This window comes from Streptomyces sp. NPDC033221 (assembly GCF_055577005.1).
In genome coordinates, this window is sequence record NZ_JBVIQN010000018.1 from 162939 (window position 1) to 177689 (window position 14751).

Below are 14751 nucleotides of genomic sequence, written 5' to 3' on the forward strand. Positions count from 1 at the left end.
AGTGCGGGGCCGTCACCGGGTGGTGCCCGGAGCTTCGGCGGGCCACGCGGCCCGGCTGCCGAGCTGTGGAGCGGCCACGATGCCCTTCAGGCCGGACCAGCGCTGGAGGACGGAGCCGTCGGGGCGGCAGGCCACCACGGTGCAGATCAGCTCCAGCGGGCTGTGGTCACGGAGTTCCGCGGCGATGACGAAGGGCTCGTCATCGGGGAGCGGGCTAAGGAGTTCGACGCGTTCCACCGCCACGGGCAGGCACCGGTGACCGCAGACGCGCCGGCTCAGCACGGCCGCGACTTGGAGGAGCAGGTCGGCGAGAGCCGCGCTGTAACGTGCCCCCGCGTAGGCACCGTGGGCGAACGGCGGATCGGGCATCTGCGCCATGACGGTCAGACGGCTGTCGTCCTCGTACAGCACCGGGCCGAGGCCTTGGAGCAGGGGGCCGTGGAAGAGGAAGCCGTCGTCGTACGCGGGATGGCGCCGGTACGGGGGCGGAGCGGCGGCCGGGATCGGGAGCGGCTCGTATGTACCGCACACGTCCGGATCGGTGCCGAACACACCCTCGTAACGGGGAGCGCTCTGAGCCGCGCCGTCATCGTGCACGGCCACGGCGACACCGCCGTCGGGCCGTGCCCGCAGGACCGCCCGGGCGCGGGCCGGGTGGGCGCCATTCAGCACGAGGCCCTTGCGGACGCTGAAATTCCGTACCTCCGTCACCGGCCGGCCCGCGCCGGTACGTTCCACGGTGTGGACACCCCAGCCGATGGCCGCGGCCATGGGGAGCACGGGCATGCCGTCGATACGGTGGTCGCCGAGGAGCGGTTCGCCGGCGAGACCGGACAGGTCCCGCAGCAGCACGGCCCCGCCGGCGGGCAGCGGATTGAGCGGAAGGACCGGAGAGAGCGGACCGAGCACGGTGACCAGGTCGTCACTGCGTTCCGGGGCGAACTGCCCGACGAAGTGGGCGCAGCCCTCCGCGCGGGTCAGCAGCGGCACCCCCATCTGCTGGAAGAGTTCCTGGGCGCGCCCGGACGCCATGCCGCCGCGCCAGGGGCCCCACGCGAGCGCGGCGACCCGGGTGGTGGGGTGCGCCGCCTTCCAGGCGCAGGCGAAACGGTTCAGGGCCTCGTTGGCCGTCGCGTAATCCGACTGACGGCCGTTGCCGTAGATACCCGACACCGAGGTGAACAGCACCAGATGGCGCAGCCGGTCGGCCGGGAGGGCGTCCAGCACGTGGTGCAGACCGGTGAGTTTGGTGCCGATCACGAGCTCGATGTCCCGCGGGCCCTTGGCCGCGAGCGGCTGGTCGGCCAGGACACCGGCGCCGTGGACGACCCCCGTGACCCGGGCCCGGTACGGGGCGAGGGCCGCGCGCACCGCGTCGGCGTCGCCGACATCGGCACTGACGTATTCGGCTCCGGCACCGAGCCGGCGCAGCGTCCGCAGCGTCTCGTGCATCTCCCGCTGCCGGTCGAGCCGTTGGGCGTGCGCCTCGACGGCTTCGCCGGCCGGGAGCTCCTCCAGCGGCGTGCGCCCCAGCAGCAGGAACCGGCACGGATATCGGGTGGCGAGCGCGGTCAGGCACCAGGCGGTGATACCGCGCGCTCCGCCGGTGACGAGCAGCAGGTCGTCGGAGCCCGGGGGAGCGGTGGCGAGACCGGTCGGCAGCAGGCCGGCCGGGTCCGGGGCCAGTGTCGGTGTGCGGCGTACCGCGCCGTCCCAGGCGATCTCCCGCTCGGGGGCCGCGTCCGCGGCCTCGCGGAGCACCTGCTCGGCCGCCGGTACGGGACCAAGGTCCGGAGCGATGTCGACGGCCCGGCAGAACAGGTCCGGTTCCTCCACGCCGACCGCTTTGACCAGGCCGCCGAGTCCTCCGTACAGCGCCTGGCCGGGGTGGCCACCGGACCCGGCGAGCCCCAGCGAACCGTCCATCCGGGTGACGGCGACGAAACCCGCCCGGTGCCCGGCTCCGGCAGCCGCCTTGAGCGAGGGGACGGTGTGCTTGGCGACGAGCACGGCGTGGCCGAGGCGGGCGGCGGCCGTGGCCGAGGCGGTGCCGGCGTCCGGGCCGGGCCCGTGACCGGCGACGATCAGGCAGAGGTCGAGCCGGCCGGCCGGCCGCAGGGCCTCGCCGATCCGGTCCCGTAGTGTCTCCTCGCGCCAGTCCGCCAACTGTCCGGCCGGCTCGCGGACGGTCACGCCCGGCAGCGCGAGCCGCTGGACGGCCCAGCCCTCGTTCCGCAGGGAGCCGGCCAGGGCGTCCGCCAGCGCCGTGCCGTCGTCCAGCAGGAGCGCGACGGGCCGGGGCGCGTAGGCGTCGGCGAGTACGTCGACGGCGGGCAGCGTACGCAGACCGAAGCAGGCCCGGCCCGAGGCCACCGGGGTCCGTTCCGCCCGCTGGTCGGCCGGCGCGACGTCCACGCTGGTGATCAGCCCGGCGAGTTCCCCGACGGTCCGCGCCTGGGCGAAACGGTAGATCTCCTCGCGAGGCAGGAACGGGTAACGGCGCCACGCCTCGGAAGCGATCTCAACCTGCTTGAGCGAGTCGATGCCGAGATCCGTCTGGATGTCGAGGGACGGATCGACCATGTCGACCGTGTAGCCGGTCTTCTCCGCGACCAGCTCCCGCAGGATGCGCTCGACTTCCGCCGCGTCCGTCGGCGGCGCGGAGAGGGCGGTCGGTGTCGGGGCGGGTGGGTCCGGAGGGGTGGTGTCTTCGGAGACGGAGGGGGAGGGGGAGGGGGAGGGGGAGGGGGAGGTGAAAGTGGCGGCAGAGGTGGGGGTGGGTGTGAGGTCCGGTTCGGGAGCCGGTGGCCGACCCTCATCCAGCCCCGTACGGGCCAGTTCGAGGAGGATCTCCTGACTGCGGATGTGGGCCCGGCCGAGCGCGGCACTGTGCTCCCGTACGGCCTCGACGCAGGCGAGCAGGGCCGGGCCCGGCGGCTGCCCGTCGTCCCGGGCCAGCGCCTGCGCCAGGCTCCGGGCGGTCGCCAACTGGCCGGTGAGGAACTGACTGTGCAGGTCGAGCTGGGCGGCTGCGGCGCTGGCCAGCGCCCCGGGGGCGGTGGTCGCGGGAGCGGTGAGCGCGGGCGGGGGAGGCGCTGTGCCTGCGGCGGGAGGCGGGTCGTAAGCCTGCGTGACGGGGGCCTGCGGATCGGAAGCTCGCGCATCGGTGCCGGACATCGCGCGCTCCGCCTCGCAGGCCGCCCGCCGCGCCGCCACGGCGAACGACGGGCCCTCCAGCAGCCGCGCCACAGAGGACGGTTCGGGACGCGGAGCGGGCGGCGGAGCGTCGTGGCGGTTGATGCCCTCGATGGGGAAGCCCAGCACGGCGAGCCGCAGCGCGGCGTTCTTCAGGGCCGTCGCACTGCTGGTGCCGGGGCCGGTGTCGGCCGTCACGGCCGTCACGGCGTCGTCGCCCAGGGTGCGCAGTACCAGACGGCTCAGCACCTGCTTGGGACCGCATTCCACGAACACCCGGAAGCCGTCGGCGTACAGTTCCCGCACCCGGCCGGCGAAGTCCACCGGCCGCACGATCTGCTGCGCCAGCACGCGCCGGTTGGCATCGGCGTCCGTACCGTAGGCAGCGCCCGGAGTGTTGGCCGGCACCCGGATGACCGGCGGCCGGATGTCGGCCTGTGCCAGGGCTTCGGCGAAGACGTCCACCGCGTGGGAGACGAGGGGCGTGTGGAAGGCGGTGGCGACCGGCAGCCGGTGTACGGTCGGTCCGCCACACCGCAGGGACTCGGCGACCAGGGCTTCGACGGCCCGCACCGGGCCGCCGACCACCAGCTCGTCCGGCGCGTTGATGTTGCAGAGCGTCAGTTCGCGGTGCGCGGGCGCCTGTTCCCGCCACTCCTCTGCGGTGGCCCGTACGGCTGCCATCGCCCCGGCGCCCTCGGCGCCCGGCGGCGGTTGCATGGCCTGGCCGCGCCGCCGGGTGAGCAGCAGGCAGTCCGCGTCGGAGAGGCTCCCTGCGGCCCAGAGAGCCGTGACCTCGCCGGAGCTGTGGCCGAGCGCCGCGTCCGGCACGAAGCCGAGCGCGCTGAGGAAGGCGTACTGTCCCATGGCCAGTGCGCCCACCGCGGGCTGGGCGTACGTGGTGCGCCGCAGCCGGGCCGTGTCGGTGGCCGGGTCCCGGCGCCCCGGTTCCGGGTAGACCACCTCGGCGAGTGTGTCCTCCTCGTCCGCCCACAGGGCGTTCGCGTCGTCGAAGGCGCGGCGGACCGGGGGTATACCGAGGAGGGCGTCGAGGCCCATGTCCACGTACTGGCTGCCCTGCCCGGCGAACAGGACCGCGGCCTTCGTCCCGGAGGGCAGTCCCGTACGCCGGTAGTGCACCCGCCCGCGCAGGCTCCAGCTGTCCTCGGAGGGCCCTTCTGCGAGTCGTGCCACGGCTTCGGAAAGGAGTGTGTCGCGGTCCGCCGGGTCCTCCGCCAGGATGCCGAGACGGGCGTGGCCCTCCGGGACCGGGCCGCCGTCGGCGGGCGCCGTGCCGTCCCGCAACACGGCCAGCAGTGTGTCGGGGGCGGGGGCGTGCCACAGCAGCGCCTGCGGGGTGCGGTGCAGCGGCCGGGCGTGCGGGTCGGACGGCGGGTGCTCTTCCAGTACGGCGTGGAAGTTCACGCCACCGAACCCGAAGGAGGACACACCGCCCCGGCGCGCGGTCTGCCGAGGGTCGCGGACCCAGGGCCGGGCGCGGGTGTTCACGTACACACCGCTGTCGTGGGCCGCGTCGGTCACGGTGTCGACGTTGATGCTGGGCGGCAGGAGTTTGTGGTGCAGCGCCAGCGCGGTCTTGATCAGGCCGGCCGCCCCGGCCGCTGCTTTGGTGTGGCCGATCTGGGACTTCACACTGCCGATCGCGGTCCGCGGCCCGTTTCCGGCCGGGCCCAGCACGGTGCGCAGTGCCTGGAGTTCGGCGGTGTCGCCCGTACGGGTGCCTGTGCCGTGGGCCTCGATCAGTCCGACCGACCCGGGGGCCACGTCCGCGTCTGTGTACGCGCGGCGCAGCGCGGTGACCTGCCCGTCCGCGTTCGGTGCGTAGACGCTGCCGGTCCGCCCGTCGCTGGAGTCCCCGAGGCCACGCAGTACGGCGTAGACGCGGTCGCCGTCCCGTTCGGCGTCGGCCAGCCGTTTCAGGGCGAGCATGCCGATGCCCTCGCCGAGCAGGGTGCCGTCGGCGTCGCGGTCGAAGGGCTTAACGTTTCCGCTGAAGGACAGGGCCGGGGTCTTGCTGAAGCACACGAACGTGGAGACCGAGTTGTCCGCGTCACAGCCACCGGTGATCATGAGGTCCGCGCGGTGCTCGACCAGTTCGCTCACCGCCATCCGCAGGGCCGCCAGCGAACTGGCGCACGCGGCATCGACCGTGCAGTTGGCGGCGCCGAGCCCGAACCGGTTGGCGATACGCCCTGCGACGACGTTCGAAAGGATTCCCGGAAAGCTGTCCTCCGTCCAGGCCGGATACGCCGAGGCGAACCTGCGGGCGATCCGTTCCGCGTCCTGCTCGGGGAGCCCGCAGCTCAGCGCCGCCTGATGGACGTCGGGAGCCACCAAGCGGGCCGCGAGCGGGAACAGCGTGCTGTTCTGGCCGCACACCCCGAGAATGACGCCGGTCCGCCGCGGGTCGTACCACGCCGATTCCCGGCACCGGGCGTCGTCGAGAACGGCCCGTGCCACCTGGAGGCTCAGCAGCTGCACCAGGCCGGTGGAATTCACCGTCGACGGCGGCATGGAGAATTCCGACGGGTCGAAAACGGCGGGCGGAAGGAAGCCTCCCCGCCGGGCGTACGTCTTGTCCTCGGCCCGTACGTCGGGGTCGTAATGGTCGGCGAGGCTCCAGGAGCTCTCCGGAACGTCGGTGACGCAGTCGCGGCCCGCCACGATGTTGCGCCAGAACTCCCTGGCGTCTGCGGCCTGCGGGAACATTCCGGCCAGGCCGATGATGGCGACGGGACTCCCGGCCAGTCGGAAAGACGGTGAATCCACCACGGAGTACCTCGGATCTCAGGAATGGTCGGCGGTGGCCGCCGGTGTGCCCGACGCCGGTTGTGCGGCGGCCTCTTCGACGGCGGCACGCAACCGGTCCAGTTCGGCGCGGAGCTTGTCGAGCCGGTCGGCCCGCCGGTCGTCCGCCTCGGCCGCCGCGGGCGTCCGGGCCGTGTCGCCGGAGGTGGTGGTGGCCGCGCCGACGCCTTCGTACTTCTCGAACGCGGTAATGACGTCGTCCAGGAAATCCGCTGTTTCCGAGACGAGTTCGTGCAGAATACGTCCCAATTGATGCATGGGCATGGCGCGTCAGGGTCCTTCCCGTGTCCGGTTCGGAGCGAGTGGGGGATCGGCGTGCGGGGCGGGAGGATCACGGCGACGGAAGGACCGCTGAGCTGCCGGGCCGCCATCGGCCGGGCGTCGGTATGCGGTGCCGTGCCTCCTGCGCGGGGCCGGTCCGCGTGGTGCCTTCGGGAGAGCCGTGCGCCGTCCCGCTGTCTCGGACCGGTTGCCGCTGTCCGACCCATTCACGGTGAACCGCGCGGCGGGATGTGCGCAAGACCTCGCGACACGCGATTGGTGCGCGGAGCGTTCGTGCACGCCCTGTGAGCGCCCCTGCTCCGTCATATGCGGCAGACCCGCGGGAAATGCGCGGGAAGTGCGCTGCGGGCGCCATTCCGACGACCGCGTAAATGCACGTCCACAGTGCCCGTACGAGTGGTTTCACACGCGGTATGGCCACCCGTGCGCCAGGCAATGTTCAGCGTACGCATATCAGTGGTTCACCAGGTTTCAACACCGGAGGTGCGAGCAGCTACCTAGGGGATGTCCGGCCCCGACCCGTCGCACATCTCCCCAGAGGCGCACCGACGCGCCATTCCGGTTCCCCACGTGGACGAAGCCGCCCGCACCGCACGGGCGCACCGTCCCCCGCACCCGTCCGGCGGGCCGGGCGTTCGCTGCTCACTGGAGGTGCCGGTGCTCGCTGAGCGTGGCCGACTACTGTTCACCGTCGCTGCGAACCTGCTGGCCCAGGAAGCCCGCTTCGCCGGGCGGCGGGGCGGGCCACCCGGCCCGGAAGGGAGCACGAGATCGCAGGAGGAGCGCGCGGTACGCATCCGTACGGCCCTGGAGCGGCTCGGCCCCCTTTACATCAAGGTCGGCCAGGTGCTCTCCACACGGCAGGACATGGTCCCGGCCGCTCTGGCGCAGGAGTTGGAGCAGCTGCACGACCGGGCGGAGGTCTGCCCCTTCGACCGCATGGCGACCGTACTGGAAGCGGACCTCGGCCCCGGCTGGCGCGAGCGCTTCCGCGACTTCGACACCCGGCGGCCGCTGGGCTGCGCGTCCCTGGCCCAGGCGTACGTGGCCACCCTCTCCGACGGCCGGCCCGTCGTCGTGAAGGTCCAGCGCCCCGGCATCACCGCCCTGATGGCCACCGACATGCGGCTGGTGCGCGGGATGAGCCGGACGCTCGCCAGGCGGACGCCGGTCCTGAGCGAGACCACCGGGTTCGACGCCATGCTGGGCGTGATCTTCGAAGCGATGCGCCATGAGCTTGACTTCACCCTGGAGGCGGCGAACATGGACGAGGCGCGGGCCGCCGTCGCGGCCATGCCGGACGTCGAGGTACCGGAAGTGCTGCACGCGACGCGGCACGTACTGATCCAGCGTCGCGCCCCCGGCACCAGCATCCGCGACGCGAAACCCGAAGACTTCGAGGACGACGAGCGCGAGCGCATCGGCACCGACCTGCTGACGGTCATGTACCAGGGCTACTTCATCGACCACCGCTTCCACGCCGACCCCCACCCGGGCAACGTCTTCGTCTGCCCCGGCGGACCGACCACGCTGATCGACTGGGGCATGGTCGGCCGCATCGACCGGCACCTGGGCCTCACGCTGATGATGACGCTGCTCGCCCTCGCCAACAACGACGCCCACGCGGTCGCCCACACCTGGCCCGAGATGGGCCGGCCCACCGCCTGGGCGGACATCGGCGGGTTCGAACAGGACATGGCCGCCGTGGTGCCGTGCATCGCCTCGGTCCCGCTGGAGCGGCTGCAGTTCGGCACGTCCCTGGCCACCCTGCTGCGGCTCTCCAGCCGGCGTGGCATCCGGATCAACCCCATGATCGGCATCCTGGGCAAGTCCTTCGCCAACATGGAGGGCGCCGTACGCTACCTGGCCCCGCACCTGTCGGTGACCGAGGTCCTGGTGCGCCAGAGCCGGCGGGTGCTGGCCGAGAACGCGCGGCAGACGTTGTCCGAACCGCAGTTGGCCTACACCGCTCTGCAGCTGCTCTCCGGCCTGGAGACCATGCTGCCCCAGGCCCGCGCCGTGGGGCGGGGCCTCGCCGGCGGCGGCCTGACCGTCCAGCACGCGGCCGTCACCCGCCCGTTCTCCCTGGTCGACCACCGGGCGGACGCCCGCACCCGGCGCCTCGAACGGGGGCTGCTGGGCGCGGCGGCCCTGCTGTGGATGCTGAACCGCCGTCGGCCCGGAGGCCGGTGAACCCTTTCCCGTACGGCTACTCCGCCCCCACCTGCACGACCATCTTGCCGGTGTTGCCGCCGCCCAGCATGCCGAGGAAGGCGTCCACCACGCCGTCGAAACCGTGCACCACCGTCTGCGCGTCCACGACGCGGCCCGCCTGGAGGTGGGGGATGAGAAAGTCCTCCAGCTCGCCCTGGACATCGCGGTGGTTGCGTACGAGAACGCCCTCCAGGCGCAGACTCTTCTCGACGATGTCGAAGAGATTGCGGGGCGCGGCGGGCGGCTGGGCACTGTGGTACTGCGCGATCGCGCCGATCCATGCGATCCGCCCGAACTCGCGCAGTCCCTGGATGGCGCCTTCGAGGTGATCGCCGCCGACGTTGTCGAGATAGACGTCGACTCCGTCCGGCGCGGCCTCGGCCAGCAGCTCACCCACCGGGCCGTCGTGGTAGTCGAAGGCCGCGTCGAAGCCCAGTTCCCCGGTCAGACGGCGGACCTTGGCCGGCGAGCCGGCGCTGCCGACCACGCGGCCCGCGCCCAGCAGCCGGGCGAACTGACCCGCCGCGCTGCCCACTCCGCCGGCCGCCGCGGAGACGAAGACGCTCTCGCCGGGTTGCAGACGCACCGTACGCGTCAGGGCGACATAGGCGGTCAGCCCCGTACCGCCGAGGACGCCCAGGTAGGAGCGGGCCTGAACGCCGCGGTGGCGGGGCAGGACGCGTACCTCGTCCGGTGTCACCAGGGCGTGGGTGCGCCAGCCCTTGCGGTGGAAGACGAGCGTGCCTTCGGCCAGGTCCGGCGTGCGGGACGCGGTGACGCGCCCGATGGACCGGCCTTCCAGCGGCGCGTGCAGGTCCCAGCCGCCGTCCATCAGCTCCCGCATGTACGGGTCGACGGAGAGGTGGATGTTCTCCACCAGGGCCTGGCCGGGTGCCGGGTCGGGCAGATGCTCCTCGACGAAGGTGAAGTCCGCGGCGGTCGGGAAGCCGTCGGGTCGGGCGGTCTGGTGGACGAAGCGGGCGGCCGTGCCGGACATCGGTACTCCTGGGAGTGAAGGTGTGGCGCGGCGGTACGCAGATGATCACCTGCCGCGATGTGATCACCGTAGGAGGCGCCCGGCGGCCCGGGCAGGGGCCGCCGTCGATGGAAACCCGCCTTCCATGAAAACTGCTCATGGAATACTTCCGTCGCATGAACGACCTCGCGCCGCACGAACTGCGCATCCTGATCGCCGTCGAGCGGGAGCGGGGGTTCACCGCGGCGGCCACCAGCCTGGGCATGACCCAGTCCGCCGTCTCGCATGCCGTACGGACCTGTGAACGCAAACTCGGCGCCGTACTCTTCGACCGTGGCCGGCACGGCGCCCGGCCGACGGCGGCCGGCGAACGGGCAGTCGCCTACGCCCGGCGGATCGTACGGCTGACGGAGGCGATGGGCGCGGAGGTGCGCGGCGCGCGGGACGGAGCTGTCACGGGCCCCCTGCGCATCGCGGCGTTCCGCAGCGCGGCCGCCCACCTGCTGCCCGCCGTCCTGGAGCGGCTGGCCGCCCGCCACCCCGGTCTCACGCCCGAGGTGCGGATCGTACGGGAGATCGGCCGGGGCACGGCGGGCGAAGTCGCCGACGGACGGGCCGACCTGGGCATCGCCACCCTGGACGCGGCGGGCCCGCCGCCGGGCCTGGCCGGCGCCCGCCTCTTCGAGGAGCCGTACGCGCTGGCGCACCCGCAGGACCGCCCGCACGCCGACCCCCGCACGCTCCCGCTCATCGACTGGGACGAGAACTGCGGTTCCTACACCCGCGAGTGGTGGGCCGGCCAGGACTGGATCCCGCCGGCCACCATCCGGGTCGAGGACGACACCGTGGTGCTGTCGATGATCGCCCGCGGCATGGGTATGTCGATCATGCCCATGCTGACCCTGGCCGGCGCACCCGCCGGCGTCGCCGTCACCCCCCTCGCACCGCGGCCGCCCCGGCGTGGCGTCGGCTATGTGACCGCACCCGAGTCGGCGGAGTCGGCGGCGGTACGGGCCCTCATCCGGGAACTCCGGTCGGCCGGTTCCGGCGCGAGCCGGGACTCCCCGTCGGCGGCGCACTGAAGGGCACCCGCACTGGCGAACTCCCGTGCTGAGGTCCCCTAATGGGCTCCCGCGCGTTTCAGGAGGGGAGGCCGTCCGCGGCGGGGATGACGAGACCGAACAGATCGCCGACGGTGGTCAGCGCGGCGGTCCGAAGGGCGGCGGCGGGCAGCACGGTCCCGTCCGGCGCGGTGAGGGAGCGCGTCGCGGTGGTGTCGGCGACGACGGTGGGGCGGTAGCCGAGGTTGAAGGCGCCCTGCGCGGTGAAGGTGACACACATGTGCGTCATAAAACCGGCCAGCACGAGGTCCTTGCCGCTGCCCGGACCGAAGCCCAGGCCACTCAGGGTCTTCTCCAGCTCGGTGGCGTGAAAGGAGTTGGGGAACCGCTTGACCACGACCGGTTCTCCGTCGACCGGCGTGACCTGGTCGCAGATGGCGCCGATGTGCGCGCGGATGTCGTACGGAGTGTTCTCACCGCCGTCGTTGACGATGTGGACGACCGGGGTACCGGCGGCGCGGGCCCGCTCCAGCAGCCGGGCGGCCGCGGTGAGGGCCTCGTCGGCGCCCTCCAGGGCCATGACGCCGGTCCGGTAGGTGTTCTGGAAATCGATCATGAGCAGGACTGATTCGCTCAGCCGCGGAGGCTGGTTGTCCAGCCCGATCACGTCGCGCAGGGTCGTGGACGGGGTACTGGTGCTCATTGTGTTCATCGGGAACCTCTCATCAGGGAATTCAGTTACATATGGGACAGTCAGGGCGGCATCGCGGGGTCTGCCACCTCGCCATATGCCGAAGGGAAGAGAAGACAGTCGGACCGAGGGCCGGGGCTCAGGTGGTCCGGGTGCGGAAGCGGCGGCGGTAGGCCGCCGGGGTGGTGGCGAGCTGCCGTCTGAACGCCCGGTGCAAGGTCTCCGCCGAGCCGAGCCCGGCGGCGGCCGCGACCTGGTCGAGCGGGCAGCCGGTGGTCTCCAGCAGGCGCCGGGCCAGCTCGACGCGGGCCGCTTCGACGTAAGCGGCGGGGCTGCTGCCCGTCTCCTGCTTGAAGACACGGGCGAAGTGCCGTTCGCTCAGACACATCCGGGCGGCCAGGGACGGCGCGGACAGATCCTCGTCGAGGTGGTCGGAAATCCACAGCCGTAGCTCGTCGATGTCACGGCGCTCGGCGGCGGGGCGGCTGAGCGGTACGGAGAACTGGCTCTGGCCGCCCTGCCGCTTGAGGTACATCACCAGCTGCCGGGCCACGGTCAGGGCGACCTGCTCGCCCAGATCCTCGGCCACCAGGGCCAGCGCGAGATCCAGACAGGCACTGATCCCGGCCCCGGTCCACAGCCGGCCGCAGTCGGAACGGACGAAGATCGGGTCCGGATCGACCGTGACGTCCGGGTGTTCGGCCGCGAGCTGGGCGGAGGTCGACCAGTGGGTGGTCGCCGTCTTCCCGCCCAGCAGCCCTGCCGCGGCCAGCACATGCGCGCCCACACACACCGACGCGACCCGGCGCGCGTACGGAGCTGTCTCCTTCACCCACGCCACGACGGCGGGGTCGGTACGGGCGACGGGACCGTCCTCGGTCATGTCGACCGCGCCCGGCACCACCAGGGTGTCCACCTGCTCACCGACGTCCTCGAACGCCACGTCGGCCAGCAGGTGCACGCCCGCCGACGTACGGACCGCGCCCGCGGCCGGTCCGGCGAGCCGGACCTGATAGCCGGCGCGGCCCGCGGTCTCCCGGTTGGCCAGCACGAAGACCTCGGCCGGGCCGGTGACGTCGAGGAGATCGACATCGGGGAAGACCGCGATGACGACATGGTGCGAAGTGGGCATGAACCGATCCTCGCCGCAGCCATCGGCGACCGCAATGACGATTAACTGTCACATCCGGACATGCCCGCCCGGACATGTCGGTGGGCTTCACGGGTGCCGCCATACGAGCGTGTAGCGCCAGAACAGCCGTCGGCGCAGCCGGGCGCCGGGCAGGATGCGGGCGGCCTCGCGGACGATGACGGGGAAGCCGGTGTCCGCCGGGCGGGTACGGGCGGTCATCGAAACCGGCCGGGGCGATGTACGGCCCCTGCTCTTGCACCAGCCGATGGCCGCGTTCAGCGGGACGGACACGGCGGCGAGCAGGTGGTCCGCAGGGGTCTCCGGGCGGGCGAGGCCGACGACCATCAGGGTTCCGCCGGGGGCCAGGTGGCGGCGGAAGACGGTGAGGGCGTCGGCGAGCGGCAGGTGGTGGAGGACGGCGACGCAGGTGATGACGTCGTAGGAGCCGGCCGGGATGCCGGTGAGGGCGTCAGCGACCGTGAAACTCACGGGAGCCGCCGCAGGAGTCAGCTCCCGCGCCCGGGCAGTGATCGCCGGATCGGGGTCGATACCCTGCACCTTGGCGGCGCGCGTGGCCAGGTGCCTGGCCAGATCGCCGCTGCCGGAACCGATGTCCAGGGCGCTGTCGAAACGTTCGGGCAGCTGCCGCAGAATCCATGGGTGGAAGTGGGCGTTGTGGTCCCACGGGTGTGCGGCGTTGAACCGGTCGAGCGCCCGGAGGGCGCGGGGCAGCAGTGGCGTCATACCGGCAGTTCATCAAGTGCCCGGCTCCGGTGCTGCCGAGTTGCTTCGACCGACGCTTCTCCACCGCCTCCCGGCCCGTACGCAGACAGGGCGGTCCGCAGGTCAGGCGCGCCGGAAGGTGCCGGGCGTGATGCCGTACACACGCTGGAACCAGCGGCTGAAGTGCGCCTGGTCGGCGAAGCCGGTGGCCGCGGCCGCGTCGGCCGCGGTGGCACCGGATATCAGCAGCGAACGCGCGTGGCGCAGGCGCAACTGCCGTTGGTAGTCGCTCGGCGCGAGACCGAACTCGGTACGGAAGGCACGGTAGAGCGCGAACCGGCTGCACCCGGCCGCCGCCGCCAGCTGCTCGGCGGTCGTCGGCTCCAGGTAGCTGTCGTCCAGCAGCTCCCGGGCGCGGCGGGCCGCCTGGCGGCGTGCGCGGTCGGTCGGTGTCCGGGCCCGTACGGGGGACGCCGTCGTGGACGCGCCGCGGCGCGTCATGGCGGTGACGGCAGCGGTCAGCCGTTCGTCCCGGATGAGCGGATTCGGCGAGCCGACCAGCGCGACGTGCAGCCCGGAGAGGGCGCGGGCGAGCGCGGGGTCGCTCAGTACGGGGTCCGGGAAGAGGGGCAGCGCGTCGGAGCGGCCCTCGGTGGCGTCGCTGATCACGCCGCTGATCACGGACGGGCCGATGTGCATGATGCGGTACCGGTATCCCAGGTCGGACGCGGCATGCCCGTCGTGCACCTCGTCCGGGTTGAGGGCCATCACCATCCCGGCCCCGCTGGTGTGCGTACCGCCCCGGCAGTGGAAGCGCTGCGCGCCCGCGTCGGTGATGCCGAAGGAGTAGGTCTCGTGGCTGTGCGGCGGATAGACATGCTCGAAGAAGTGCGCGTGCATGACCTCTACGGGGCGGTCACCGTCGCGCCAGTACCGCACCCAGCCGTCGGCGGTGCTCATGCCGGCCATTATGAAGTCGCGCCGGCGTTCAAGACCGGCGGGGGCCGTCGCGGGCGTCGGGGGCGCGGGGACGTTAGCCAGGCGTTAGTGGGGCGGCAGTCTGGCGCCAGGGGGCCTGGCCAGGATGGGTGACGTACCGAGGCGACACCGCACCGACCGACTCCGGGGGGAAACCCGAAATGAGCACCAACGCCACCGTCCGCACCGCTCGCACCGCCCGTCGTCGCACTCTCCGCGTCGCAGCCGCGGCCCTGACCGCCGCCGCTGGTCTGACCCTGACGGCCTGCTCCGGTTCGGACGCCGCCTCCGACGCGAAGGCCGCCGCCCACCTGGACAAGGACGCGGCCGCCGCGGACACCTCCGGCGGTGCGAACCCCTCGTTCGGTGTGCCGGACTCCGACGCCAAGGGCGACGCCGAGGCCGGGGCCGACGCCAAGACAGGGGCGAAGGGCGATGCCAAGGCCGATGCCAAGTCGGAGACCGCGGGCAAGCAGTCCGGCGGCTCGCGGGCCGGCAGCGGTGGTGGCAGCAAGGCGGCTTCGGGTGTCCAGCGCTGCCACACCGCCGACCTCAAGGCGGTCTTCGCCACCGGGGAGGACGCGGTCCCGGACCCGAACGCGAGCGGCGGTACGACCACCAGCGTCGTGCTGACCAACAAGAGCAGCCGCTCCTGCAAGATCGGCGGGTT

At 72.6% G+C, this 14751-nt stretch carries 9 protein-coding genes and 1 pseudogene; 3 read left to right on the top strand and 7 right to left on the bottom strand.

Going from position 1 to position 14751, the window contains the following annotated elements:
- Positions 1-12: 12 nt before the first annotated feature.
- Together ACZ53K_RS23740 and ACZ53K_RS23745 are read right to left on the bottom strand one after the other, a co-directional pair.
- The gene (locus ACZ53K_RS23740) at positions 13-5985 is read right to left on the bottom strand and encodes an SDR family NAD(P)-dependent oxidoreductase (RefSeq protein WP_468840036.1); all 5973 of its coding nucleotides are present in this window, start codon (positions 5983-5985) and stop codon (positions 13-15) included.
- Positions 5986-6003: 18 nt separating this feature from the next.
- On the bottom strand, positions 6004-6288 hold the full coding sequence (locus tag ACZ53K_RS23745; RefSeq protein ID WP_468840039.1) for a hypothetical protein: 285 nt from the start codon (positions 6286-6288) through the stop codon (positions 6004-6006).
- A gap of 675 nt (positions 6289-6963) precedes the next feature.
- Here ACZ53K_RS23745 and ACZ53K_RS23750 point away from each other — a divergent pair.
- Positions 6964-8499, top strand: a complete 1536-nt coding sequence (locus ACZ53K_RS23750; protein ID WP_468840041.1) for an ABC1 kinase family protein — start codon at positions 6964-6966, stop codon at positions 8497-8499.
- A gap of 16 nt (positions 8500-8515) precedes the next feature.
- Here ACZ53K_RS23750 and ACZ53K_RS23755 read toward each other — a convergent pair whose 3' ends face one another.
- Complete coding sequence (locus ACZ53K_RS23755) at positions 8516-9517, bottom strand: NADP-dependent oxidoreductase (RefSeq protein ID WP_468840043.1); 1002 nt, start codon at positions 9515-9517, stop codon at positions 8516-8518.
- A 155-nt stretch (positions 9518-9672) separates the two neighbouring features.
- Between ACZ53K_RS23755 and ACZ53K_RS23760 the strand changes: the two genes are divergently transcribed.
- Entirely contained in the window at positions 9673-10578 is a 906-nt protein-coding gene (locus tag ACZ53K_RS23760) for a LysR family transcriptional regulator (protein ID WP_468840045.1), read from the top strand.
- A gap of 58 nt (positions 10579-10636) precedes the next feature.
- On the opposite strand, the gene ACZ53K_RS23765 is transcribed toward ACZ53K_RS23760, so the two are convergent.
- From ACZ53K_RS23765 to ACZ53K_RS23780, 4 genes are all read right to left on the bottom strand, one after another.
- On the bottom strand, positions 10637-11260 hold the full coding sequence (locus ACZ53K_RS23765; RefSeq protein ID WP_468840048.1) for a cysteine hydrolase family protein: 624 nt from the start codon (positions 11258-11260) through the stop codon (positions 10637-10639).
- A gap of 127 nt (positions 11261-11387) precedes the next feature.
- Positions 11388-12380, bottom strand: coding sequence for a GlxA family transcriptional regulator (locus tag ACZ53K_RS23770; protein ID WP_468840050.1), 993 nt, complete (start codon positions 12378-12380; stop codon positions 11388-11390).
- A gap of 87 nt (positions 12381-12467) precedes the next feature.
- Positions 12468-13124 (bottom strand): class I SAM-dependent methyltransferase, encoded by a 657-nt coding sequence (locus tag ACZ53K_RS23775; protein WP_468840053.1) that lies wholly within the window; start codon positions 13122-13124, stop codon positions 12468-12470.
- 102 nt (positions 13125-13226) lie between these two features.
- Positions 13227-14063, bottom strand: coding sequence for an AraC family transcriptional regulator (locus tag ACZ53K_RS23780; RefSeq protein WP_468840056.1), 837 nt, complete (start codon positions 14061-14063; stop codon positions 13227-13229).
- A 179-nt stretch (positions 14064-14242) separates the two neighbouring features.
- Between ACZ53K_RS23780 and ACZ53K_RS23785 the strand changes: the two are divergent.
- Positions 14243-14751: pseudogene (locus ACZ53K_RS23785) on the top strand (DUF4232 domain-containing protein); the annotation flags it as partial.

What these genes read in the sequence shown, in the direction of transcription:
- ACZ53K_RS23745 (WP_468840039.1), bottom strand. Translation starts at nt 6,288, where the DNA reads ATGCCCATGCATCAATTGGGACGTATTCTGCACGAACTCGTCTCGGAA.
- ACZ53K_RS23755 (WP_468840043.1), bottom strand. Translation starts at nt 9,517, where the DNA reads ATGTCCGGCACGGCCGCCCGCTTCGTCCACCAGACCGCCCGACCCGAC.
- ACZ53K_RS23760 (WP_468840045.1), top strand. Translation starts at nt 9,673, where the DNA reads ATGAACGACCTCGCGCCGCACGAACTGCGCATCCTGATCGCCGTCGAG.
- ACZ53K_RS23765 (WP_468840048.1), bottom strand. Translation starts at nt 11,260, where the DNA reads ATGAGCACCAGTACCCCGTCCACGACCCTGCGCGACGTGATCGGGCTG.
- ACZ53K_RS23770 (WP_468840050.1), bottom strand. Translation starts at nt 12,380, where the DNA reads ATGCCCACTTCGCACCATGTCGTCATCGCGGTCTTCCCCGATGTCGAT.
- ACZ53K_RS23775 (WP_468840053.1), bottom strand. Translation starts at nt 13,124, where the DNA reads ATGACGCCACTGCTGCCCCGCGCCCTCCGGGCGCTCGACCGGTTCAAC.
- ACZ53K_RS23780 (WP_468840056.1), bottom strand. Translation starts at nt 14,063, where the DNA reads ATGAGCACCGCCGACGGCTGGGTGCGGTACTGGCGCGACGGTGACCGC.